Genomic DNA, 23854 nt, shown 5'->3' with positions numbered 1-23854 from the left:
CTTATTTCAGCGCGTTGTTCGCGTGAGTGGGCAGCTGTTGTAAAAACTGATTGATGTGAGCCAAGGCTTGTTGGCGTAAGTTGTCTTGCTCCATTAAAAGCTCGTGCTTGGCACCTTCAATTATCTTAAAGCTATGTGGTAGCGCTGTGGGTAATTGCTTAAACCAAGCCTGTTGCGCGCGGTTAGCCACCACTTGATCGGCGCCGGCTTGTAACAACAAGACCGGTGTTTGGCAGTGTTGCGCGCTGCGGCGTAAGCGTTTCATCGCCAGAATAGCTTGATGTAACCAAGCGCATGTTACGCCACCCAGTTGCAGTTGCGGCTCGGTTTGATAACAATGACGTAAAGCTTGATAGCGTGCTTGGCTATGAGTTAATTCATTATTGGCAAAGGCTTTATCTTTGTAAGCTAACTGCATCGGAAAATAACGCGGCGCATTAGGCTGCCACCAGCGCCGTAACTGGCAATAAAGCTGGGCGAGCGGTTCAGCTACGTTAGAAGGTACCTTGCCAGTATAAATACCGAACATCGGCGAGCAAAGGATCGCGGCGCAGAAAAACGACTGCCATTCTTGCCAAGGTGGCTGAGTAATTAAGCCTGCGGCAATAGCTGCGCCCATTGAATGGGCTAGCAATACATGTTTTTGATGGGCCGCCGGTTTGACCACTTGCCGTAAAAAGCTTTCCAGATCGTGCTGATAATCTGCAAAATCTGCAACATAGCCCAGTTGTGAGTCGGGTAACATGCGACCGGAACGCCCCTGTCCGCGATGATCTAAAATAAACACGCTATAACCGGCAGTCGTTAATTCGAGCATTAATTCGCTGTATTTAATTGCCGTTTCAATGCGGCCACTACTGATCACCCACGCCGTGTGCGCACCGGGAGTTAAATGATAGCTATAATGTATCGGCACACCGGCCACCCCAGCAAATTGGCCGTGTTGCATTTGTCGCCAAAACGGCAATAAGGTGTCTGGCCAGTGTTTGGCTAACTGCTGTTCAGTGGCAAGCGGCTGGATCGGGTTAAAAGTAACGTCTGCCATTAGGTTGTTTCGTGTTCGTCCGTTTTCGCTGTGGGCGGTTGTTGCGTTAGCGGCAGTGTAACACTGACTTGCAAGCCCGCACCAGAGGGCAGGCTAGCCACAACCTCACCTTGGTGCTGGCGAATAATTTGTGCCACGATGGCTAAACCTAAACCCGTACCGCCGGTGGTGCTGGTGCGGCTATCACTGATCCGATAAAACGGTAAAAAGATTTTGTCGAGCTGCTCTGCTGGGATCCCTGGACCATGATCGCGAATATTTAAGGTTACGCTGCTAGCCTGCGTACTTATGCTGCATTCAATAGTGCTTTGCTCGGGGCTGTATTTAAGCGCATTCCGTAAAATATTTTCAATGGCACGGCCTAACAGGCGGCTATCGGCTTGCAGCCACAGTTGCTCTGGGCCAACAAAGCGTAATTGTTGCTGTTTAGCATCGGCATCGACTTGATTTAAATGCAGCACATCTTCGGTTAACGCGACCAAATCACAGGCATGGATATCCAGTTGGTATTGCCCTGCGTCTAAGCGACTGTAGGTTAATAATTCGTCAAGCATCATATCGAGCCGCTCTAATTCATTTTTTAAACGCGGTAATTGTTGCAGATCTTGCTGGCGTTCGGTTAAACCCAATACCAACTGCGCGCGCGCTAAAGGTGAGCGTAATTCATGTGATATATCCCGCATCAAGCGTTGCTGATTATGCAATAAGGCGCTGATCCGCTCGGCCATGGTATTAAAACTGCGGCCAAGTTGGCCTAGTTCATCTTTACGTTTTGCTAAACGTGGCACTCGGCTATCCAACTTACCGGAAGCGAACAACAGATTTTGTTGCACCAGTTCACGTAATGGCTTAGAAATGGAAATGGCTAAGATAAAGCTGGCTGCCGCCGAGGTTAAGAGCAGTAGCAGCACCAGAATGGGTTCGGATAAACCGCGCAGGCTCCACCAAGGTTGACTCGGCATATTACGCTGTTGGTAAAGGGCCAGGGTTTGTTCGCCGATTTCTAGCATAAAAGGCCCCGCTAGATGCATATTATTATGCCGCAACAGCCGTGGCCGATTAAGCTGGTTTAATTCAAACAACCAGTTTTGATCAAAGTTACGAGGTAAGGCATCGGGTGTTAATACCTGATTTTGCGCTAAATCAACGACGACCCAGCGTGGATCTTGTTGCCGCTGTAAGTAACGGAGCAGCTTGTCGACCGACTCGGCGCGATGAAATTGTTTCACCTGCTGTTGTAATTGCGTGACAATGTTATTGGGTAAGCGATGAATTTTGGTATCTTCAAGTAATTGTCGACTTAAAAATAAGGTGCTTGATACCGTCAGGATCAGCACTAACCAAAACCAGATAAAGATGCGACCGGCTAGCGAGTTAACCGGGTTAAGCCAGTGTAATTTCATCAGTGACCATCACTTAAGAATAAATAACCACTGCCCCGCAGGGTTTGAATTTTTTCGTTTGGACTAAATTGCGCCAGTTTTTTTCGAATATTACTAATGTGCATATCTAAACTGCGATCATACATTTGTAATCGGCGACCGAGCACCACTTTGCTCAACTCTTCTTTAGAAATCACTTCGCCTGCTTTGCGCATCAGCATTTCCAGTAACTGAAACTCGGTGGCAGTGAGGCTCACCGGATGTTCTGCGCACAATACTTGGCGATTTTGTGTGTTTAAACTCAAATCATTAATATGTAAAAGGCTTACTGCATGACTCGGCTCTTGTTGCAGTAATTCAACTCGGCGTAAGATGGCCTTAATGCGGGCGACCAATTCTCGTGGATTGAACGGTTTGGCCAAATAATCATCAGCACCGAGTTCTAAACCCAGAATCCGGTCGATGTCATCTCCCCGGGCGGTTAGCATTAACACGGGGCAATAAGGGCCGGCCCGTAATGCTTTTAATACCGATAAGCCATCTAAAGTGGGTAGCATAACATCTAATAAAATCAGATCGGCTGCAGCAGTTTGAATACGTTCAAGCCCAGCTTGGCCATCGTGTACTGCTTCGAAACTTAACCCATCTAGTGCGAGATATTCCGCCACTAATTGACACAGTTCAGTGTCGTCATCAATCATCAAGATCTTTGGCATGCTACTCCTCCTGTTGCTTTAGGTCAGTTTACGTGGTCACTTTCAGACTGTCAGGCTCTTTACAGAATCTTTACCTGTCCTTTGCGTTGCTTTGCATTGGCTGAGTTAAGCTGTAATAGTCAACTAAGCGGAGAGCAAATGATGAAAGCGAAAACCTTATTACTTACCCTGAGCACCCTAGTCGCCTTTTCTACTGCAAGCATGGCTGCAGCACCAGACTCAGCAGAAAAAGCACCGCATCAACATAAACAGCAACAACAAAAGCGCCAACAAATGGCACCGGGTGCCATGCTAAAGCGCCAGTTAGCCAGCTTAGATTTGTCTGCTGAACAAAAGCAAGCCGTTGCGGCTGTCTTAGCCGAACATCGGGCTAATCAGGGCGATGCCGCAGAGCGAGCGGCCGACAAGCAAGCTTGGCAAGCACTGATGGACGCGCCACAGTTTGATGAAACAACGGCAAAACTGTTGCTAGAAAAGCGTCGAGCTAAGCATGAAGAACGTCAGTTGCATGCACTGCAATTACGTCATCAAATCAACCAGATCTTAACCGTTGCGCAACGTGAGCAATTGAAAAACCAACGTGAAGAACGCCGCACTAAAGGTGAAGGCCGCGATGGTGAAGGTAAACATGAGGGCCGTCGTGCCAAAGCAGAACGCTCAGCTTAAAGCACGTTCTGCTTAAATCATCAGCTGGGCGTCTATTCGACGCCCAGCTCTTTTAATTTGCGCGTTAGCGTATTTCGACCCCAGCCTAATTTGCGCGCGGCTTCTTGTTTATGACCATGCGTATGATGCAGCGCCTGCTTTAACACAATCTTCTCAAAAGCTGGGCCTGCTTCGGCCAAGATATTTTCTTCTCCTGCGGCTAAGCGTTCCGTCACCCATTGCGCGAGCAAGCTTTGCCAATCACCATGAACTGCGTCGGTAACCGAGTTATAACTGTTTTTGCCGCTTTGAGTTAATTCTGGCGGCATATCGGCCACCACAATATGTTTGCCACTGGCCATCACGGTGAGCCAACGACAGGTGTTTTCTAATTGCCGCACGTTACCTGGCCAATCTAAATCGGTCAGAAATAATTCCGCTTCTTTACTCAGCGTTTTCGCTTCAACATTAAGTTCCGTTGCGGCTTGCTGCAAAAAGTGGCGTGCCAGCTTAGCAATATCCTGGCGGCGCTCTTTTAGGGTAGGTAAATGCACGCGGATCACGTTTAAGCGATGGAATAAATCCTCACGAAACTTACCTTCTTGGGCCAGCAATTCTAAATTTTGATGGGTGGCAGCAATAATACGGACATCTACCCCGACAGCCTGATGACCGCCGACCCGGTAAAATTGGCCATCGGCTAATACCCGTAATAGACGTGTTTGCACATCAAGCGGCATATCGCCAATTTCATCCAGAAATAAGGTACCGCTATCGGCTTGTTCAAAACGCCCTTTCCGTTGCGTATTGGCCCCGGTAAACGCGCCTTTTTCATGACCAAATAGCTCTGATTCAATCAGATCTTTTGGGATCGCAGCCATATTCAAGGCAATAAAGGGTTTTTCTGAGCGGGGGCTGTGTTTATGTAAGGCGCGCGCAACCAATTCTTTACCGGTACCCGACTGCCCATTAATCAGTACACTGATACTGGAGCGAGCTAAGCGACCAATAGCACGAAACACTTCCTGCATGGCAGGCGCTTCACCAATAATCTCTGGGTTGAGTGCCGGTGGCAGCGGTTGCTGTTTGGCTAATTGATTTTTGCTGTGCTCTAAAGCGCGACTGATCAGAGCGACGGCATCGTTAACATCAAAGGGCTTAGGCAAGTATTCAAAAGCACCTCGTTTAAAGGCGTTGACTGCGCTGTCTAGGTCAGAATGCGCCGTCATAATTATCACGGGTAAATCCGGGCTAAGTTCTTGCAACTTGCTAAGTAACGCCATGCCATCTGTACCGGGCATCCGAATATCCGATACAACGACCGCCGGTTGTTCATACTCTAAGCGTTGCAGCATTAAATCGGCTGAGGCAAAGCTTTCACATTGGATATCGGTGCGGGCTAGGGCTTTTTCTAAGACCCAACGAATAGAATTATCGTCATCAATTATCCAGACAAATTGATTCATACATCATCCTCACAGTCTGAAATAGGTAAATAAATCATAAAACCGGTATGTCCCGGCCAGCTTTCACAGTCAATCCAACCGCGTTGTTGATGGATCAGCGTTTGCGCAATGGATAAGCCTAAGCCTGTGCCACCCGCTTTGCCGCTGACCATTGGATAAAACAGTGTGTCGCGAATGGCCACGGGTATACCCGGGCCGTTATCGATAACTTTAATGCAGGCAACCAGCTTATAACGCTTACCGTGCAGGGTGTGCTGATGCAAGATACGGCTTTGTAGCGTGATTTGGCCGCCATCGACGAGTGCTTGTTGTGCATTTCGTACGATATTTAATAAGGCTTGTTCTAACAATTCAGGATCGAACATAAAATCCGGAATACTGGGATCGTAATCACGTTGAAAATAAATTTGCTGCGGGTTATCCATGTTCGCCAGTTTAAGAACTTGTTCGGCAACCTGGTGCAAATTACTTTGCTGTAAACTTGGGGGCCGATAAGGACCGAGCAAACGGTCGACTAAATTACGAAGACGATCCGCTTGGGCGATAATCAGTTGGGTGTATTCTTTTTGCTCATCATCCAATGACTCTTCTAGCAACTGCGCAGCACCCCGTAAACCGCCTAAAGGGTTTTTAATTTCATGGGCTAAACCTCGGATCAATTCACGCGCGGCCAGATGCTGGTGTTGTTGCAAGCTTTCCATACTGATCTTACGTTGATGATCAACTTGGCGCAGCTCTAGCAGCAAATATATCGGCTGTTGCTCAATAATAGTAACTGAGATATCTAATAATAAATGACGACCATCAATTAATACTGCCTGTACGTCACTGACGCTAAAAGCTTGTTTGCTTTGCATCGCGTTATACAAATGATTGGCTTTTAAATCGATGTGTTGAAATAAACCGGGAAAGAACTGTTGCTTAAGCTTTTTTTCGCCAAGGCCTAAAACGGCACAGCTGGCGGTATTAAAATAACACACGCTGAGCGTTTCATCTAACACCATTACCGCGGTAGTGAGCTGATCAACCAGTGATATCGCAAACGAGTCCTGAGTCATAAACTTACCTATTGCACCAATTTGGTGCTATGGAAGTGAAGCTTAACTCAGAACAACCTGAATTTCACTGACAATGCACTAATTTGGTTAATTTATACGAGTTCTATGCATATAGAAGATGGTAAGAGGACTTGTTGCAATTAGCTTGCCGTTTTGGTCTAGAAGTTCGATTTGTACATTGTGTTCTCCGCGATCAACATCACGCAACACAAATACCGCACTGTTCTGTGGCTCGCCATGCGCTTTACCATCGAATAATAGCCTAACGCGAAAGCCACGCTGAAAACGGGGACTGATACGGCCGGAGATATAAACTGAGCCGGTGTTGTCGCGAACGGTGGCTTCATTTTCAGGTTGGGTAATTGAGACAGTGTAGGGCTCAGGCGCGGGAGGCTTTTTTTCAGGTAAGCGTGTGTCGGTTGCTTCCATGATATTCGGCCGGCTCTGCAAACTGACTTCTTCTGAGCCGGGTAACGGGCTATCTGAAAAAACCAAAACACCATTGGCATCACGACCGACAAAGATCTTCTTTTCTTGCGCCAAGGTTGAGCTGGCGACGAGTAATAGTGTCAGTGATAGCCAAAGTAATTTCATTAATGCTTTATTCCTAAGTTCCGTCTTCCTGACGCTTCTTTTAACTTTAGCCTGAAATACTTAAATATTCTACAAAAAAAAGCTCACCGAAGTGAGCTTTTAATGCACAGATAAAGCTTAATTAACTGATATTACACGCTGTAATACAATTCAAATTCAAGCGGGTGCACAGCCATTGCGACTTTGCGGGCTTCTGCACGCTTGATACCAATATAAGCATCAATCATTTCGTCAGACATAACGCCGCCCTTAGTGAAGATCGCGCGGTTTTTGTCTAATTCGTTTAACGCTTCATCTAAAGAGGTCGCCACTTGTGGGATGTTGGCTGCTTCTTCTGCTGGTAAGTCATACAGATCTTTATCCATTGAATCGCCAGGATGGATCTTGTTTTGAATACCGTCTAAACCGGCCATCAATTGTGCAGTGAAGGCTAAGTATGGGTTAGCTGCTGGATCCGGGAAACGACACTCGATACGACGTGCTTTTGCACTAGGTACCAGAGGGATACGGATTGACGCAGAACGGTTACGCGCTGAGTACGCTAACATCACAGGCGCTTCGAAATGTGGCACTAAACGCTTGTAAGAGTTAGTAGACGGGTTAGTGAACGCATTGATGGCTTTAGCGTGCTTAATGATACCGCCGATGTAATAAAGTGCGATTTCAGACAAGCCAGCGTATTTGTCACCTGCGAACAGGTTAACGCCATCTTTCGCTAGAGACTGGTGACAGTGCATACCAGAACCGTTATCACCAACTAATGGCTTAGGCATAAAGGTAACTGTTTTGCCGTACATATGTGCTACGTTGTGAATTACATACTTAAGCTGTTGAACTTCATCTGCTTTTTTAGTCAATGTATTGAAACGCGTTGCGATTTCGTTTTGACCCGCAGTTGCCACTTCGTGGTGATGCGCTTCAACAACTTGGCCCATCTCTTCAAGCACCATACACATAGCACTACGAATATCATGGCCTGAATCTACTGGTGGTAACGGGAAATAACCGCCTTTCACACCCGGACGGTGACCTTTGTTACCTTCTTCATAACTCGTGCCTGAGTTCCACGCGGCTTCAGTAGAGTTCAGTTTGAAGAATGAACCTGACATGTCGGTGTGGAAACGCACGTCGTCAAACATAAAGAATTCTGGTTCAGGGCCAAACAACACGGTATCCGCGATACCAGTTGATTTTAAATACTCTTCAGCGCGCTGAGCGATTGAACGTGGGTCACGATCATAACCTTGCATAGTGCTAGGTTCGATAACGTCACAAGTGATGTTTAACGTGGTTTCTTCAAAGAAGGGATCTAATACAGCGCTAGAAGCGTCTGGCATTAAAATCATGTCTGAATCGTTGATGCCTTTCCAACCGGTAATAGAAGAGCCGTCAAACATTTTACCGTCTTCAAATGTCTCTTCAGAAATTTGGCTAACCGGTACACTGACGTGTTGCTCTTTACCTTTGGTATCGGTAAAGCGCAGATCGATAAACTTTACATCGTTTTCTTTGATAAGTTTCAGAACGTTTTCTACAGACATGCAGTCCTCCAAGTGAACCAATTTGAGCAGTTGTATTGTATGTTGCCCTGTTAAATGCCAGATATATGCCAACATACTAAGTTTATGTATCTATTAACTATTTAAAAAAATCAGCACAGCCAAATGATAACTTTGCACCAAGGTGGTGCTTTGTTGCATCAAGTTGGTGCTTCGCGGGCTGGCTTTCAGTGTAGCGGAAAATTAACCGCCTGAAAAAAAATCAGTAAAAGCGCGCATGGAATTTTTCTTTCAGACAAATAAAGAGTAGAATACGCGCCCTTAAGTTTAAAATGCGTTTGCCTGGTGGTCATTATGGTCATCTAGTGCCACAGAGGATACATATTCATGAGCGTTACCGCTTCATATTTAGATAAATTACGTAACATCGCTATTATTGCCCACGTCGACCACGGTAAAACAACCATGGTTGATAAGCTGTTGCAACAATCCGGAACCTTCGATGCCCGTGCTAAGTTACAAGAACGGATGATGGATTCAAACGCGCAGGAGTCAGAGCGGGGTATTACTATCCTGGCTAAAAACACTTCTGTACGTTGGAACGGTTACCATATCAATATTCTGGATACACCAGGACACGCTGATTTCGGTGGTGAAGTAGAACGTGTTTTATCAATGGCTGACTCGGTATTGTTGTTAGTTGATGCGGTTGAAGGCCCCATGCCACAAACGCGTTTCGTAACACAAAAAGCCTTTGCTCATGGTTTAAAGCCTATCGTTGTTATCAATAAAGTTGATAAGCCAGGTGCTCGTGTAGATTGGGTTATCGACCAAGTTTTCGATTTATTCGATAACTTAGGCGCCTCTGATGACCAATTAGATTTCCCAATTGTTTATGCGTCAGGCCTGAATGGCTGGGCTTCATTAGAAGCCGACGTGAAAAAAGACGACATCACAGATTTATTTGAAGCTATCGTTAAGTACGTTGCCCCTCCAGCCGTTGAATTAAATGGCGAAACCCAATTACAGGTTTCTCAGTTAGATTACTCTAGCTACTTAGGCATTATCGGTATCGGCCGTATCAAGCGTGGTTCATTAAAACCGAACCAGCAAGTGACGATCGTTGGTGCTGACGGGACCAAGCGTAACGGCAAAGTAGGCCAAGTATTCGGTTACTTAGGTTTAGAGCGTATCGAAACACAAGAAGCGCAGGCAGGTGATATTGTTGCCTTTACTGGCTTAGGCGAATTAAAAATTTCTGACACCATTTGTAGCACCACTAAGGTTGAACCTTTACCGGCGTTACAAGTTGATGAGCCCACCGTTACCATGACTTTCCAAGTCAACACTTCACCTTTCGCCGGTAAAGAGGGTAAGTTTGTTACTTCACGTCAGATTTTAGAGCGTTTACAAAACGAACTGAAACACAACGTCGCTTTACGCGTTGAAGAAACCGAAGACGGTGACAAATTCAAAGTGTCAGGCCGTGGTGAATTACACTTAGGTGTGTTAATTGAAAACATGCGTCGTGAAGGTTTTGAGTTAGCGGTGTCTCGGCCAGAAGTGATTATGAAAACCATAGACGGCGTGAAAATGGAACCGATGGAAAACGTGACCATTGACTGTGAAGAACAGCATCAAGGTACCATCATGGAAAAGATGGGCGAACGTAAAGCCGAAATGACCAACATGCAACCCGATGGTAAAGGTCGTAACCGTATGGACTTCCTAATGCCAAGTCGTGGTTTAATCGGTTTCCGTACGGAATTTATGACGATTACTTCTGGTACCGGTTTGATGTACCACAGCTTTGACCATTATGGCCCGCATAAAGGCGGTTCTATCGGTCAACGTATGAACGGCGTGATGATCTCCAATGCGATGGGTAAAGCCGCTGGTTATGCGATTTTCTCTTTGCAAGAGCGCGGCCGTATGTTTATTGGTCATGCTGAAGAAGTGTATGAAGGTCAGGTTATCGGTATTCATAGCCGTAGCAACGATCTGACTGTTAACTGTTTAAAAGGCAAGCAGTTAACTAACGTACGTGCTTCAGGTACTGACGAAGCGATCAACTTAGTACCACCTATTCGTTATGCTTTAGAGCAAGCGTTAGAGTTTATTGACGACGATGAATTAGTTGAAGTGACGCCAAAGTCAATCCGGATCCGTAAGCGTCATTTAACGGAAAACGACCGTAAGCGTGCAAATCGTAAAGCCGATTAATCGGTAGAGCCGTAATAAAAAAGCCAGCGAAAGCTGGCTTTTTTATGTGTAGAAAGCGCCCTTAAGGCGCAGCAAACTGCAGCATAAGCCCACACAGATAAGCACCATAAGTGCCGACACCATAACCGAGTACCGCTAATAATACCCCAACCGGCGCGAGTGACGGGTGAAAGGCCGCTGCGACAATGGGGGCCGAGGCCGCACCCCCGACATTCGCTTGGCTGCCCACAGCCAGATAAAACAATGGCGCTTTAATCCACTTTGCCACAATGACCAGTAAACCGGCATGAATGGCCATCCACACTACGCCAACCACAAACATAATGGGGTAATCTAAAATAGCGCGGATATCCATTTGCATACCAATACTGGCCACCAGTATATATAAAAACACTGAGGCCATTTTAGATGCGCCTACGGCTTCCAGTTTTCTGAGTTTGGTGTTAGATAATAATAACCCCAGCGTCGTGGCTACCACCACCAACCAGAAAAAGGTACTGGTCAGACTGTACATGGCTAATTGTGGCGCTTCTTTGGCTATCCAAGGCGCAATACCATCGGCAGCAAAATGCGCTATGGCTGTGGCACCAAAACCTACCGCAATAATCAACATCAAATCATGCAGTTGCGGTATCCGTGCATGCTGCGCTTGATAGTGTTCGATACGTTGTTTTAACTCGCGAATGGCGCTGGTGTCCGCTCCGGTTTTCTTATCAAAACTCTCAGCGCGACTGGCCCAAATTAATAACACCGCCATCCAAATATTCGCCATGATCACGTCAACGGTGATCATCACCGAAAAAATCGTGTTATCCACTTCAAACACTTCTTTCATCGCGGTTTGATTGGCGCCACCACCAATCCAGCTACCGGCAATGGTGGTCATGCCACGCCAAATATCGCCACCCAGGGCATCAGGCGCAAGGCTACCAACAATTAATAACGCGATGGGCCCACCGATCATAATGCCCAAGGTACCCGTTAAAAACATAATTAAGGCTTTAGGCCCTAGCCCTAAAATCGCTTTAAAGTCGACGCTTAATGTAAACAGCACCAAGCTAGCGGGGAGTAAGTAACGTGAAGCGACATGATAAATCGACGAGCCTTCTGCATCGATTAACCCAAAAGTATTTAACAGTGACGGTAAAAAATAGCAAAGTAACAAGGCGGGAACAAAACGATAAAACGCTTGGCAATAACGGTGACTGCTGTGGCTGGTATAAAATACCACCCCCAGAATGACCGTAATGACGCCAAATAACACAGCATCATTGTTAAACAGAACAGCAGAGTTTTGCATGGTGTGGTTTTCCTGAAGTCTTTTGCTTCCTATTACAGCTTACAACAACAATAACGCAGACAGGGTGGGGCTGGCTAGCATGCCTTTTTGATCACTATTGAAAAAGCGACCAAAGCGGTAAAAACGAGGTTTGATGGCGGTGTGGGCTGCAAAGCAAAAATTTATGCGGTAATAAATACGAAATCATCTACACTGGGTTTAGCATGGCAATAGTTAAACCAGAGATGGCGTGGCACAACTCAGTGGAAACTTGATGCTTATCAAATCCACAACGCGCATTCATCAGTATTATAATAAGCAACAATGCAGGAGAAACATCATGAATAATATTAATCGTCGCAATTTTTTCAAGATCTCTGCCGGTGCAGTGATTGGTATGACCGTGGGTGGCGTTAGCTTAAGAGCTTTTGCTGCCGAGCCGGTAAAGTTAGATGATCCGTTAGCGGCCGCAATGAAATACACGCACAAGTCTGAGAAAGCCGATCAGAAATGTGCAAACTGTAGCTTAGTGCAAGGTGCTGATGGTGAAGAATGGCGGCCATGTGCTATTTTCCCAGGTAAATTAGTGGCCTCTGAAGGCTGGTGCTCTGCTTGGGTTAAAAAAGCTTAACGTTGCCTCCACCTCAACCTGAGTTTAAACCAGAGTGTTTAAACTTGGGTTATTTTGCGGCTGGTTGAGCCGTTGTTATACTCCTTTTCGTGAGTCTTTCATTCATTTCGTTTGCTGCTTTACCCCTTTATTATCCTGTCATAAAACAGCCATATCCGCTTGTTAAGGTATCCTTTTTTAGGATGAAGACAGGTGTGTCATGCGACTTAAACTGACCATTGCTAAACGTGTTGTGCTACTTGGGCTGATCCCCTGCATATTATTAGTGGTGGTGTTATTAGCCAGCTTTTGGGCAGCTACAGCCAAAGACCGTTTATTTCATCAATTATATGCCCAGCATTTGGTGATTTTAACGCATGTGATGACACCGCAAAAACTTTTGCAGCAACAAGGTTTAAGTTTGTTACAACAGTATCGAACGGGCTGGATTAGCGCTGAGCAGACTCAGCAGCAGGTTAAACAATTACTGCTAGAGGCCGAACAGCATTGGCAGCAGTTTATCGATCAACGTATAGCCAAAACCGCAGAGGATGCGGTGTTACTTGAACAATTAGACACCGCTTTTGCAAAGGCGATCCAGCATTATCAGCAATGGATAGCGTTTGCTGGTTCAGATGCCTTGCTAGTTAAAATTCTTAATGAATCGACCATTACTTACGAAGTGTCACAACACATTGCGCCGTTTACGGTGCAAGCAGAGCAGTTTGTGGAGCAGCAAATTGCCACCGCTGCCGAAGTACGCGATCAGGCTGAGCAATTAACCTTAGCCATGCTACAGGGGTATTTATATGGCGGTGCAGCTTTATTGCTATTGGTGTTAGCGTTAATTTGGCGTACCCGTGTTGCGGTTAATCAACCGCTGCAACGGTTGCGTGACATGTTATTGCAATTATCACAGCAGGCTGATCTCACCTTAAGAGCTGATGAGGCAGGCCATGATGAAATTGCAGAGGCGGCCAGAGCGTTAAATCAAATGCTTGGTCGTTTTGCGGTTCTACTACAACAATTGGGAGCGAGTTCTTCGGCGCTCAGTCAACAAGCCGGCCAAGCACAAACCATTAGTGAGCAAGTCAATACGGGGGCAGGGCAGCAGGCTCATCAAGCCGATCAGCTGGCCTTGGCGGTGGCAGAGATGAGTGCCGCACTAAATCAAGTGGTCAGTCAAACTGCAGCGGCAACCGACAGTGCGACCCGTGCACAACACCTTTGCCAACAAGGCAGTGCTGATGCGTTACTAAGTATGCAAAGCTCTGAGCTTCTTGAGAAAACTATGTTGCAATCGCGCGATTTGATGCGCAGTTTACAAGGCGATGCGGGCAAAATTTCCAGTGTCTTGGAAGTGATTGGCAGTATTTCAGAGCAAACAAATTTACTGGCGTTAAATGCAGCGATTGAAGCGGCACGTGCCGGTGAAGCAGGGCGAGGGTTTTCGGTGGTGGCTGATGAAGTGCGAACGTTGTCAGGCAATACTAAGGCGGCGACTGAATCAATCCGCGAGATGATTAATACGTTGCAACAACAGGCCGATCACGCGGTTGCCGCCATTGATCAAGCCGCAGAGCAGGCAGAGTGTAGTGTTTTGCAAGCACGTAACACTGAAGCTGTGTTTCGGGATATTGCGGCAGAAGTCAGCAGGCTAGCCCAGTTTAACCAACAAATTGCTTTATCGAGTTCGGGTCAACAGGCGGTGACTACGCGCTTTGTCAGCGGAATTAGTTTGCTGCATGCGGCAAGTCAGCAACTGCATGATGGTGCCGCACAATCAGCTGAGGCGAGTGAGCAACTTTCGGCCGTTGCGGAGCAACTGAGTGCCGGTTGGCGGCAATTTCGCATTCAATAACCTTTGCGCAGGTGCAATGAACACCTAGTAAAATAAACAAATTCTTGCTTGTCACATTAATGCAATATTACACAGGCAGACTACAGGGGTTGAGATAACCTTCTGCAATCGAGGAATGAATTTATGCAAATCAAAACATTTTCTAAGCTGGCTTTAATCACTGCTTTAAGTATCAGTTTTGCGGCAACTGCACAAAGTACCCGTGACACCATTCAAATTGCTGGCTCGTCTACCGTGCTGCCATTCTCATCTATTGCGGCAGAAGAATTTGGCAATAACTTTGCTCAGTTCAAGACACCTGTTGTGGGTTCAGGCGGTTCTTCAGGTGGTTTACGCCAGTTCTGCCAAGGCGTGGGTACCAATACTATTGATGTGGCTAACTCATCGCGGCAAATTCGCCCTGCGGAAGTGGAGGCGTGTAAAGCCAATGGCGTTAAACACATTATTGAAGTGAAAATAGGCTACGACGGTATTGTATTTGCCTCACGAGTGGATGCCGGAACCTTTGCTTTAAAACCTGAGCATGTGTTTCTCGCGCAAGCCGCGCAAGTGCCACAAAACGGCAAAATGGTGGCGAATCCTTACACGCGTTGGTCGCAAATTGATAAGTCATTGCCTGATCAAAGCATCTTGTTAGCCATCCCCGGTTCTAACCATGGTACGCGCGAAGTGTACGAAGAAAAAGTGGTTTTAGAAGGGTGTAAGTCTTTGCCTGAAATCAAAACCATGTCAAAGGATCAGCAGGGTGAATTTTGTTTAGCCATGCGTACTGACGGCGCCGTAGTTGAAATTGCGGGTGACTACACTGAAACCTTAGCGCGTTTACAAGCACAAAAAGACGCCGTGGGCGTATTTGGTTTAAGTTTCTATGAGTCGAATCGTGACCGCATTAAAGTGGCCACTGTTGATGGTGTGGTTCCTACTGTTGAGAACATTATTTCAGGCGCCTATCCAGTGTCACGGCCATTGTTTTTCTATGTGAAAGGCGAGCATATCGGCGTGATCCCTGGTTTACAGCAATTTGCTGAATACTTTGTATCGGATGCGGCCTCGGGTGAAGCCAGCCCGCTAGAATTTGCCGGTCTGATCCCATTAGCGGATGACGAGCGTGCTGAAATCTTAGCGGCCATTCGTAGTAAAAAGTCACTGTAATTTCAGTATTCTAAAAAAACCACCTGCAAGATTAATGCAGGTCAGTTAAGCCTCACCGCTAACTGATCAGCAGACTTGTAAAGGTGGTTTTTTTTAGTTTGTGCTAAACAACAGGGTTGTTTGCTGTGACTGTCATAAAACTGCAACTTTAGCGCGTTATCCTGCCCCCACTAAATTGTCCTCTGTGCGAAAGCGGAGCTTTGATGAATAATCTGTCTTTAATTTTTGTACTGCTGATCTTCATGGCGATTGCCTATCAATTTGGCATGACTCGCAGCCGGCGCATGGCGGGCGGTCAGAACAGTGCCAGTATGCATTCTCGGCCACATCATTACGGCATGATGGTCGGCTTATGGGCGGTGTTACCGCCATTTCTGTTGCTATTATTGTGGAATTGGCTGGCGCCCGGTGTGCTGCAAACGCTGACATTAGCGACGGTGCCTGCAGAACTGTTAACCGATAGCGAACAAGCTGCGGTATTAATGCGTCGTATTAGTAATTTAGCCAATAATTTTGGGGTGGTTGCCGAAGCGGCTGATTGGGAAGTGGCTGCAGCGAGTTATCTGTCGGCATTGCAGCAGAAAAGCGCCTTAATGTTAACTGCGTTAATGTTTATTTTGGCATCGCTAGGTTTATTGCTCAGTTTTAAAAAGATCCAACCGTCATTACGTGCGCGTCATCAAGTTGAAAAAGCCTTGATGGCCGTGTTATTGCTTTGCTCAACCGTCGCCATTTTAACCACAGTGGGTATTGTGTTATCGATGGTGGGCGAAACCTTAAAATTCTTTTCGTTTATTAGCCCGGCAGACTTTTTCTTTGGCACTACCTGGAATCCGCGTTTTTCTACCGTTGGTTTAGCCGAAGGGTCGTTAACCGGAAGCCAAGGGAGCTTTGGTTTACTCCCTTTGTTAGCGGGCACCTTATTGGTGGCTTTGATTGCCATGTTGGTGGCCATTCCACTGGGTTTGATGGTGGCGATATATCTAGCCGAATACGCACCACAGCGGGTACGCAATACCGTTAAACCGATTATCGAAGTGTTGGCCGGTATTCCTACGATTGTCTATGGCTTCTTTGCGCTGGTGACGGTTGGCCCTTTTTTCGCTGAGTTCGGGCAAAGCATCGGTATGACGATTCGTGCGACTTCAGCACTCACGGCCGGGGTGGTGATGGGCATTATGATTATCCCGTTTATTTCATCGTTATCCGACGACATTTTAACTCAGGTACCAAAATCCTTACGTGATGGCTCTTTAGGCTTGGGGGCAACAAAGTCTGAAACCATTCGGCAAGTCGTGTTACCGGCGGCGTTACCCGGCATTGTCGGGGCCGTGTTATTGGCGGTGAGCCGGGCGATTGGCGAAACAATGATTGTGGTGCTTGCCGCAGGTAACAGCCCAAGCTTAACCGCTAACCCGTTTGAAGCCGTCTCGACCGTTACCGTAACCATTGTTAATCAATTAACGGGTGATAACGACTTTGCTAGCCCGCAATCTTTGGTGGCTTTCGCATTAGGTTTAACCCTGTTTGCCATTACCTTGCTGCTGAATATCGTAGCATTGGTGATTGTGCGTAAATACCGTGAACAATACGAGTGATCCCAAATGACGACTGAACTTAACACCGTAACCAGCGCGAACAAGGCTTACAGCAAAGTACAGCAACAAGTGGTGCGCTCGTTAAAAAAACGCCATCGCCAAGAAAAGTTATTTAGAACCGCAGGTTTATTGGCGGTATCGGCCAGTATCTTATTGGTGATCTTACTGTTTGTGAATATTTTTGCCAAAGGGCTACCGGCGTTTTGGCAGCACAGTATTACCTTGGATATTTACTTTGATCCTGCCATAGTCAAGATCAGCGAACAGCCGCAACCGCAAGCAGGAGAAACGGAGAACGAGTTTCGGCAGCGTGATTTGGCGTGGCGTTCAGAAGTGGGTTTAGTAAACTTTAATCGGCTTATTTTCCCGGCATTACAGCAAGTGATCCCTGATGCTCAGCAACATCGGCGTGAATTACAACGTATCGTGACCTCCGGTGAGCGGTTCGCGTTGCGTGATTTGGTGATTGCTGACCCTTCGATTATTGGTCAAACCAAAACCTTACACTTGCTCACAGATGCCAATATCGATGTTTGGTTAAAAGGCAATATTGATCGCAGTTTACCTGACGAGCAACAACAACTCAGTGCCAAGGTACGCGAATGGGTTGATGCTTTAAAACAGCAAGGCGTGATCAGTAACCGCTTTAGTTTTGCCTTGTTTATGAACCCCGATTCGCGCAGTTCTCTGGCCTCGGCGGGTTTAGCCGGCGCCTTTATGGGGTCATTGTATATGATGCTGGTGGTTATCGTATTAGCCATTCCGATGGGGGTTGCCGCGGCGATTTACTTAGAAGAATTTGCGCCGAAAAATCGCCTGACCGATTTGGTCGAAGTGAATATTAACAATTTGGCCGCTGTGCCCTCTATTGTGTTTGGTTTATTAGGGGCCTCTATTTTTATCGGTTGGTTTAATTTGCCGATGTCCGCACCGGTGGTTGGGGGCTTAGTGCTAACACTGATGACATTACCCACAGTGATTATTGCCACGCGTTCGACCTTAAAAGCCATTCCTCCGTCGATCCGCCAAGCGGCCTTAGGTTTAGGCGCGTCTAAAACGCAGGCGGTGTTTCATCATGTGTTGCCGCTAGCCATTCCAGGTATTTTGACCGGTTCGATTATCGGTGTAGCACAAGCCTTAGGTGAAACGGCCCCCTTATTGTTGATTGGCATGAAATCCTTTGTGGCATCGGTGCCAGGTAGTGCCATGGATCAAGCAACGGCCTTACCGGTGCAAATTTACCTGTGGCAAGGCAACGAATTACGGAATTTCTTTGAGGCGAGAACCTCGGCCGCCATCATTGTGTTATTGGTGATGATGTTATCTCTGAACAGTTTGGCTATTTGGTTACGCAAGCGCTATGAAGTGCGCTGGTAAACCATGATGCACGGCCTATAAATTGAGCGAACAGGATTAAACTATGAGTGAAGTAACCATGTTAAATAACGCCGAAAAAATCAAAATGACCGCGCGAGATGTCAAAGTGTTTTATGGCGATAATCAGGCAATCCATGGCATTGATATGGATATCGTTGAAAACGAAGTGATTGCTTTTATCGGCCCGTCAGGTTGTGGTAAATCAACGTTTTTACGTTGTTTAAATAGGATGAACGACACCATCGATATTTGTAGAGTGTCGGGTGAAATCGCTTTAGATGGCTACAACATTTACGATCCGGCGTTAGATGTGGTGCAACTGCGTGCTCAGGTGGGCATGGTGTTTCAAAAACCGAATCCTTTTCCGAAATCGATTTATGACAATATTGCCTATGGCCCTAAGTTGCATGGTTTAGCCAGTAAAAAATCTGATTTAGATGATATTGTGGAATCTAGTTTGCGTCGTGCCGGTTTATGGGAAGAAGTAAAAGATCGCTTGCATCAACCGGGTACCGGTTTATCGGGTGGTCAGCAGCAGCGTTTGTGTATTGCGCGTACCATCGCGGTTAGCCCAGAAGTGATTTTAATGGATGAGCCCTGTTCGGCGCTTGATCCAATAGCCACATCGATTATTGAAGAGTTAATCGATGAATTAAAGCAAAACTTTACCATTGTGATTGTGACGCACAATATGCAGCAAGCTGCCCGGGTGTCTGATCGCACGGCGTTTTTCCATTTAGGTAACTTAATTGAAATTGGTGGCACCAACGATGTGTTTACCAACCCGAAACAGAAAAAAACCGAAGACTATATTACAGGCCGTTACGGTTAAGCTTAGATTTTTGGCAAAAAAATAAAGGCGCGAAAGCGCCTTTCTTGTTTGCTGAACCCATTGCTGGACTGCGCCTGTGTTATCCCCACCGCCATGTTCGTCTATCAATACACATTGTTATGGTCAGTCCAGGCTAATCTAAATAAACGCGATATAAATGTTATACTGTCATTTGTTTGTCATAAAAAATTCTTATTATGCACCTCGTCATCAATACTATGGTTGTGAGCATTAGCTACATGAAACCTAATTAACTCGGGTAGATAACATGAAAAAATCATCAATTGCAGTAGCATTAGTTTTAGGTTCCGCCGTTAGCACTGTCGCTTACGCTGAGCCACTTACCGTTTATGGTCAACTGAATGTTTCAGCACAATCCAGTGATGAAGGGGAAGGGCGTTTCTCTGAACTGAAAAGCAACAGCTCACGATTTGGTTTGAAAGGTGATTTTGCATTAGACGGTGGCCTGACTTTAGTTTATCAAGTGGAATGGGCGGTTGATCTGGCGGATGTTAGCGGTAGCGAGAACATTACCTCTCGAAATCAATATGTTGGTTTAAAAGGTAACTTTGGTGAAGTGCGTTTAGGGCGCCATGATACGGCGCAAAAAGATGCGCAAGGTAAAATTGACTTATTCAGTGATTACGAAGCTGACGTAAAAGCGCTTTGGCGCGGTGAAGTACGAGCCAGTAATTCAGTGACGTACTACACGCCAAAATTTAATGATTTTGGTATGCAATTAACCTACGTGATGGAAGATGCAGCAGATGCGGAAGATGCCTACTCGGCCTCGGTCTATTACGGTGATGAAAACCTGAAAGACAGCGCCTATTATGCTGCCATATCAATGGACTCAGAAGTGGCGGGTTATGATACGCTGCGTTTACAAACGCAAGTGAAAGCGGCTGATTTTAAACTGGGCGCGATGTTCCATTCACAAGAGAATATTACCACGGGTGTAGAGCAAGATGGCTGGTTAGTTAGCGCCGCCTATCCAGTGGGTAAAACTGAACTGAAAGCACAGTATCAAACTTTAGAAGACGATGATGCTATCAGTGTGGGTGCCGATTACAAAGCCGGTAAAAACACCACGCTGTATGCTTGGTATAGCAGCTTTAATTTTGATGTGAATTCACCTGATCGTGATTATTTAGCGGTAGGTATTAAACATAAGTTTTAAGCTTAATCCTGAAAAAGCCGGTTTTAAACCGGCTTTTTTATTGCCCTCTTTCCCCGTTTTTAAACCAAATTCTTTTATCAATGCTGTTATTTATAACCCACCGCACTTAAAGCGTCTTAATAGTGTCACACCGAAAATCACTATTTTAAAATAGCTTTATTTTTCAATTGTTTATAATTTTCAGGCTTCATCAGATTGTCATATTGCTGTGTTAGACAAGTTCGGCGGCGCTGTTTATAGTGAACTCAGGTTAACAACAGAGGTCTAGCCAATGAAAAAATATCTTCCCATCGTTATGACTGCTTTTGCCTTATCGTTACTATCCGGATGCTCCACTAACACAACCTCACAGTATGTCTATGAAATAGACGAGCAGCAGCTAGAAGATGCGACGGCATTAACGCGTACTAGCCCGCACTTAGGTCATGTTGTCTGGTTAAATCCACCGAAAAAGCGCGTAAAAGTAGATGAAAACACCCCACAACCCTAATAGGTAATAAACATAGTTTGTCATTGGGGACTACTTGCACGACATGACAGACCATCACGCTGTGCTGACGATGATGAAAAAGCCCTTATTCTGTGTTGGTCTGCCCCTGTTCGGGCTCCCTTGGTAGAATAGGGGCTTTTGTTTTATCGCTTAATATTGGTAAGAAAAGCTCAACGAATAGCTTTGCCCTTCGGTGCGCTTTTGTAAAATCTCACCTTGTTGCAAAATTTCGACGTTTTCATTCAGCAGGTTTTTCAGGCCCAGTTTGACACTCAGGTTGCTCAGAGGCGTGTAGCTGTAGGTAAAATCCAGCGAGTTAAACGGCTGCTCAAAAGCATCGTCTTTGCCATTTACCCCAGCAAATGCAATACGCTTACCGAAAACATTATAGGTTAGCGTGGCATTGTGTTTATTGTTATCCGCATCGAAACCGAGTTGTAAATTAGCCACATACTTCGAGTGACCACTTAAGCTTCGCTCTAGATGGGTTAAATTTGCTCCAGGGAAGCGCTGAATGCTGATTTCTGATTCACTGACCGTGAGGTTACCTGCTAAGAAAAAGTTATCAGCAAATTGGCCAAACTCACCGTTAAACATATCGAGCTGCTGTAAAAACTCGGCTTCCACGCCATATAGGGTGCCGCTTTCGGCGTTACGAAATGACATCAGCAAATTACCGTCAGAGCCAGATAATTCAATGGCCTCAATCGGGTTCGCAAGATCTTTATAAAATACGCCAACACTGTAGTTACTGGTATCGTAATACCACTCTAAACGCACATCGGCACTGTTAATGTCAGTACTGCGTAAACCGGCAAAACCTGTAACTTTAAAGTCAGTGAGGGGATCCACATACAACACCGGTGTTACCTCACGCAGGTCGGGTCGAACCACCGTTTTGCTGTAACCAAAACGTGCTTGCAACTGGTCATTGACAAACCACGTCAACGATAACGCAGGGTAAAAGCCATCTTCGATTAACACCGAGTCGGTGACATTGCCGCTAATTTGGCCATCAGCGGTTAACGGTAACGAGACTTGCTTAAAATCTTCGTAGCGCACACCAAGGTTTAAACGAAACAGGTAGTCATAATTCACTTCTAAAGCTGCATAACCGGCATCGATCATTTGCGCGGCTAAGTAATCATCAGCTTGAGTGGTCACATTTGATATCTTAAAGCCATTGCTCGCATCTAATATACTGTTGTCAGAAAAGATCTCAGCAAAGCTGCCCGATAACTGTTGTAGGCTAAAACCCACGGTATCAAAGTTAAAGCGATCGGTTTGGGCATCGCGGTTACGTTCAAAATAGCTGTAACCTGCTGCTAGCGACAGGTCGGCTTTACCCATGGTTAGTGGTAACTTAAGGTTCCAACTGAGATTTTCCGTGTTGTCTTGCATATCGCCAAAGCTGTAGGTTACGGCATTTTGGTTACGCCGTAAGAACGCAAAAACAGAGCCGTCGGCTTGAGTTTCATTCAAATAACGGTATTCAACTTGGCCTGGGGCATAACGACGTGCTTTGGCATCGGTGTATTGCCAATCGATAGCCAAATCCCACAGAGACGGAAGATTGTGCTTGCCACGCAGTTGGTTGCTTAACATGCTGCGTTCTTCGTATGTTAGGCTGGTGTCGGTGTTAAAACGGTTGGTTTCGTTGATGGTTTCGATACTGTCACCGTTTTTGATCTTAATTTCATCTTTAGTATCGCGCAGATAAATCGTTGAGGTTTCTAAACGATGATCGACGCCGAGTTCTAACCCAAAATTAAGCATGCCTGACATTTTGATCTGATGCTCCGTGCCACGAATGTCATCGTAACGATTAAGCGGTGTTAAAGCCTCCCCTGAAATTGAGTAATAACGCTCTTGTTCTTCAATATTTTGGGTCGCACGATCGTAGCTAAAGCCTGTCATCACACCAAACACGACATTTTTTGCCAGATCAAACCGACTACCAAAGGAGGCACTGCCATCAAAGTCAGGTTTAACTGAGGTGCGGCTGATATCGATATCACGGTTAAAGGCGGTTCCCAGTTCACGCACAATCGTTTGCGCTTGAGCAAGGTTTGACGCGTTGATACCGCCTAAGGCTTCCGCGATATTGATGGGTGTTAGTACACCAAATTGGCTTTGCGCTGCGGCGAGTTCGGTAGAGATGGCGCGAGTGCCGTCATCTTTACCGCGCCAATCATCAGCGCCACCGTGATAGCTAAAACCATCAGCACTATTTAAGCTGTTATAGCCTGTACCGATTGCCAGGTTAAAGGTGGTTTGTAAGGGGATGGCTGCGGTTCTAATATTGACATTACCGCCACCAAAAGCGGCCGGTAGTTCCGGGGAGTAAGCCTTTTGTACCACTAAACTTTCGATAATGCCGGCCGGAAACATATCCAGCGGGATCACATTACGGGTTGGATCTGGGCTGGGTACCATAGCGCCGTTTAACAGCGTGCTAGAGTACCGTTCGCCTAAACCGCGAACATAAATAAACTTGTCTTTAACCAGTGTTAAACCGGTAACACGACGCAGCGCGGTGGCCGCATTGCTATCGCCTGCGCGCGAAATTTGCTCCATACCCAGTAATTCTGCTACATACGGCTGCTCTCGCCGTTCAGCTGCGGCGGCAGCGGCGGAGCTCATCAGGCGACCTGATACGGAGATCCGTTCATAATCGGCTTCTGCAGTGGGTGCAGCCGAGCTGTTATCTTCAGCCATGGCTTGGAAAGATAGCGGGGCAGTGGTGGTGCTGATGGCCAGCAATACACCTAGACCTACCCGACTTAAATTTAGTTTTTGTCTGCTGCTCATCTGAACATTGTCCTATCAGCTTTTTAAACGTTACTG

At 46.3% G+C, this 23854-nt stretch carries 19 protein-coding genes; 10 read left to right on the top strand and 9 right to left on the bottom strand.

The window, feature by feature from the left end:
* Position 1: 1 nt before the first annotated feature.
* Genes L1N97_RS03250 through L1N97_RS03240 form a run of 3 tightly spaced genes read right to left on the bottom strand, consistent with a single transcriptional unit; the run spans position 2 to position 3143 of the window.
* Positions 2-1045, bottom strand: coding sequence for an alpha/beta fold hydrolase (locus L1N97_RS03250; RefSeq protein WP_236128810.1), 1044 nt, complete (start codon positions 1043-1045; stop codon positions 2-4).
* A complete protein-coding gene (locus tag L1N97_RS03245) occupies positions 1045-2448 on the bottom strand; it encodes an ATP-binding protein (RefSeq protein WP_236128809.1) in 1404 nt (467 codons plus the stop codon). The genes L1N97_RS03250 and L1N97_RS03245 overlap by 1 nt, the downstream gene beginning before the upstream one ends.
* Entirely contained in the window at positions 2448-3143 is a 696-nt protein-coding gene (locus tag L1N97_RS03240; protein ID WP_236128808.1) for a response regulator transcription factor, read from the bottom strand. The genes L1N97_RS03245 and L1N97_RS03240 overlap by 1 nt, the downstream gene beginning before the upstream one ends.
* 138 nt (positions 3144-3281) lie before the next feature.
* On the opposite strand from L1N97_RS03240, the gene L1N97_RS03235 reads away from it, so the two are divergent.
* Positions 3282-3809, top strand: coding sequence for a Spy/CpxP family protein refolding chaperone (locus tag L1N97_RS03235; RefSeq protein WP_236128807.1), 528 nt, complete (start codon positions 3282-3284; stop codon positions 3807-3809).
* 32 nt (positions 3810-3841) lie between these two features.
* Here the strand turns inward: L1N97_RS03235 and glnG are convergent, their stop codons facing one another.
* The 4 genes from glnG to glnA form a co-directional block, all read right to left on the bottom strand.
* Positions 3842-5254 carry a nitrogen regulation protein NR(I) gene (glnG, locus tag L1N97_RS03230; protein WP_236128806.1) on the bottom strand — a complete coding sequence of 471 codons (1413 nt, stop codon included), beginning with the start codon at positions 5252-5254 and terminating at the stop codon, positions 3842-3844.
* Positions 5251-6312 carry a nitrogen regulation protein NR(II) gene (gene glnL / locus L1N97_RS03225; protein WP_236128805.1) on the bottom strand — a complete coding sequence of 354 codons (1062 nt, stop codon included), beginning with the start codon at positions 6310-6312 and terminating at the stop codon, positions 5251-5253. The genes glnG and glnL overlap by 4 nt, the downstream gene beginning before the upstream one ends.
* A gap of 87 nt (positions 6313-6399) precedes the next feature.
* Complete coding sequence (locus L1N97_RS03220; RefSeq protein WP_236128804.1) at positions 6400-6906, bottom strand: DUF4124 domain-containing protein; 507 nt, start codon at positions 6904-6906, stop codon at positions 6400-6402.
* Positions 6907-7037: 131 nt separating this feature from the next.
* Entirely contained in the window at positions 7038-8447 is a 1410-nt protein-coding gene (gene glnA / locus L1N97_RS03215) for a glutamate--ammonia ligase (protein ID WP_229588438.1), read from the bottom strand.
* 345 nt (positions 8448-8792) lie between these two features.
* On the opposite strand from glnA, the gene typA reads away from it, so the two are divergent.
* Positions 8793-10628, top strand: coding sequence for a translational GTPase TypA (gene typA, locus L1N97_RS03210; protein WP_229588436.1), 1836 nt, complete (start codon positions 8793-8795; stop codon positions 10626-10628).
* A gap of 61 nt (positions 10629-10689) precedes the next feature.
* On the opposite strand, the gene L1N97_RS03205 is transcribed toward typA, so the two are convergent.
* Entirely contained in the window at positions 10690-11928 is a 1239-nt protein-coding gene (locus L1N97_RS03205; protein WP_236128803.1) for a DUF819 family protein, read from the bottom strand.
* Positions 11929-12247: 319 nt separating this feature from the next.
* On the opposite strand from L1N97_RS03205, the gene L1N97_RS03200 reads away from it, so the two are divergent.
* The 8 genes from L1N97_RS03200 (at position 12248) to L1N97_RS03165 (ending at position 21007) form a co-directional block, all read left to right on the top strand.
* Positions 12248-12538: a high-potential iron-sulfur protein gene (locus L1N97_RS03200; RefSeq protein ID WP_229585245.1), complete on the top strand. Its 291-nt coding sequence runs from the start codon at positions 12248-12250 to the stop codon at positions 12536-12538.
* Positions 12539-12737: 199 nt separating this feature from the next.
* On the top strand, positions 12738-14378 hold the full coding sequence (locus L1N97_RS03195) for a methyl-accepting chemotaxis protein (RefSeq protein ID WP_236128802.1): 1641 nt from the start codon (positions 12738-12740) through the stop codon (positions 14376-14378).
* A gap of 123 nt (positions 14379-14501) precedes the next feature.
* Complete coding sequence (locus L1N97_RS03190) at positions 14502-15530, top strand: substrate-binding domain-containing protein (RefSeq protein ID WP_236128801.1); 1029 nt, start codon at positions 14502-14504, stop codon at positions 15528-15530.
* A 203-nt stretch (positions 15531-15733) separates the two neighbouring features.
* A complete protein-coding gene (gene pstC / locus L1N97_RS03185) occupies positions 15734-17128 on the top strand; it encodes a phosphate ABC transporter permease subunit PstC (protein ID WP_236128800.1) in 1395 nt (464 codons plus the stop codon).
* 6 nt (positions 17129-17134) lie between these two features.
* Positions 17135-18505, top strand: a complete 1371-nt coding sequence (gene pstA, locus L1N97_RS03180) for a phosphate ABC transporter permease PstA (protein WP_236128799.1) — start codon at positions 17135-17137, stop codon at positions 18503-18505.
* Between the two features lie 43 nt (positions 18506-18548).
* On the top strand, positions 18549-19337 hold the full coding sequence (pstB, locus tag L1N97_RS03175) for a phosphate ABC transporter ATP-binding protein PstB (RefSeq protein ID WP_229585250.1): 789 nt from the start codon (positions 18549-18551) through the stop codon (positions 19335-19337).
* A gap of 268 nt (positions 19338-19605) precedes the next feature.
* Positions 19606-20517, top strand: a complete 912-nt coding sequence (locus tag L1N97_RS03170; RefSeq protein ID WP_236128798.1) for a porin — start codon at positions 19606-19608, stop codon at positions 20515-20517.
* Positions 20518-20788: 271 nt separating this feature from the next.
* Positions 20789-21007, top strand: a complete 219-nt coding sequence (locus L1N97_RS03165) for a YgdI/YgdR family lipoprotein (protein ID WP_229585252.1) — start codon at positions 20789-20791, stop codon at positions 21005-21007.
* A 150-nt stretch (positions 21008-21157) separates the two neighbouring features.
* On the opposite strand, the gene L1N97_RS03160 is transcribed toward L1N97_RS03165, so the two are convergent.
* Positions 21158-23818, bottom strand: coding sequence for a TonB-dependent receptor domain-containing protein (locus L1N97_RS03160; protein WP_236128797.1), 2661 nt, complete (start codon positions 23816-23818; stop codon positions 21158-21160).
* Positions 23819-23854 lie beyond the last annotated feature (36 nt).

This window comes from Rheinheimera sp. UJ63 (assembly GCF_021568285.1).
In the GTDB taxonomy this organism is placed as follows: domain Bacteria; phylum Pseudomonadota; class Gammaproteobacteria; order Enterobacterales; family Alteromonadaceae; genus Alishewanella; species Alishewanella maricola.
This window is presented reverse-complemented; position numbering and strand designations above follow the sequence as displayed.

What these genes read in the sequence shown, in the direction of transcription:
- glnG (WP_236128806.1), bottom strand. Translation starts at nt 5,254, where the DNA reads ATGAATCAATTTGTCTGGATAATTGATGACGATAATTCTATTCGTTGG.
- typA (WP_229588436.1), top strand. Translation starts at nt 8,793, where the DNA reads ATGAGCGTTACCGCTTCATATTTAGATAAATTACGTAACATCGCTATT.
- L1N97_RS03200 (WP_229585245.1), top strand. Translation starts at nt 12,248, where the DNA reads ATGAATAATATTAATCGTCGCAATTTTTTCAAGATCTCTGCCGGTGCA.
- pstB (WP_229585250.1), top strand. Translation starts at nt 18,549, where the DNA reads ATGAGTGAAGTAACCATGTTAAATAACGCCGAAAAAATCAAAATGACC.
- glnA (WP_229588438.1), bottom strand. Translation starts at nt 8,447, where the DNA reads ATGTCTGTAGAAAACGTTCTGAAACTTATCAAAGAAAACGATGTAAAG.
- L1N97_RS03220 (WP_236128804.1), bottom strand. Translation starts at nt 6,906, where the DNA reads ATGAAATTACTTTGGCTATCACTGACACTATTACTCGTCGCCAGCTCA.
- L1N97_RS03190 (WP_236128801.1), top strand. Translation starts at nt 14,502, where the DNA reads ATGCAAATCAAAACATTTTCTAAGCTGGCTTTAATCACTGCTTTAAGT.
- pstA (WP_236128799.1), top strand. Translation starts at nt 17,135, where the DNA reads ATGACGACTGAACTTAACACCGTAACCAGCGCGAACAAGGCTTACAGC.
- L1N97_RS03235 (WP_236128807.1), top strand. Translation starts at nt 3,282, where the DNA reads ATGATGAAAGCGAAAACCTTATTACTTACCCTGAGCACCCTAGTCGCC.
- L1N97_RS03170 (WP_236128798.1), top strand. Translation starts at nt 19,606, where the DNA reads ATGAAAAAATCATCAATTGCAGTAGCATTAGTTTTAGGTTCCGCCGTT.
- glnL (WP_236128805.1), bottom strand. Translation starts at nt 6,312, where the DNA reads ATGACTCAGGACTCGTTTGCGATATCACTGGTTGATCAGCTCACTACC.
- L1N97_RS03205 (WP_236128803.1), bottom strand. Translation starts at nt 11,928, where the DNA reads ATGCAAAACTCTGCTGTTCTGTTTAACAATGATGCTGTGTTATTTGGC.
- L1N97_RS03250 (WP_236128810.1), bottom strand. Translation starts at nt 1,045, where the DNA reads ATGGCAGACGTTACTTTTAACCCGATCCAGCCGCTTGCCACTGAACAG.
- pstC (WP_236128800.1), top strand. Translation starts at nt 15,734, where the DNA reads ATGAATAATCTGTCTTTAATTTTTGTACTGCTGATCTTCATGGCGATT.
- L1N97_RS03245 (WP_236128809.1), bottom strand. Translation starts at nt 2,448, where the DNA reads ATGAAATTACACTGGCTTAACCCGGTTAACTCGCTAGCCGGTCGCATC.
- L1N97_RS03160 (WP_236128797.1), bottom strand. Translation starts at nt 23,818, where the DNA reads ATGAGCAGCAGACAAAAACTAAATTTAAGTCGGGTAGGTCTAGGTGTA.
- L1N97_RS03195 (WP_236128802.1), top strand. Translation starts at nt 12,738, where the DNA reads ATGCGACTTAAACTGACCATTGCTAAACGTGTTGTGCTACTTGGGCTG.
- L1N97_RS03240 (WP_236128808.1), bottom strand. Translation starts at nt 3,143, where the DNA reads ATGCCAAAGATCTTGATGATTGATGACGACACTGAACTGTGTCAATTA.
- L1N97_RS03165 (WP_229585252.1), top strand. Translation starts at nt 20,789, where the DNA reads ATGAAAAAATATCTTCCCATCGTTATGACTGCTTTTGCCTTATCGTTA.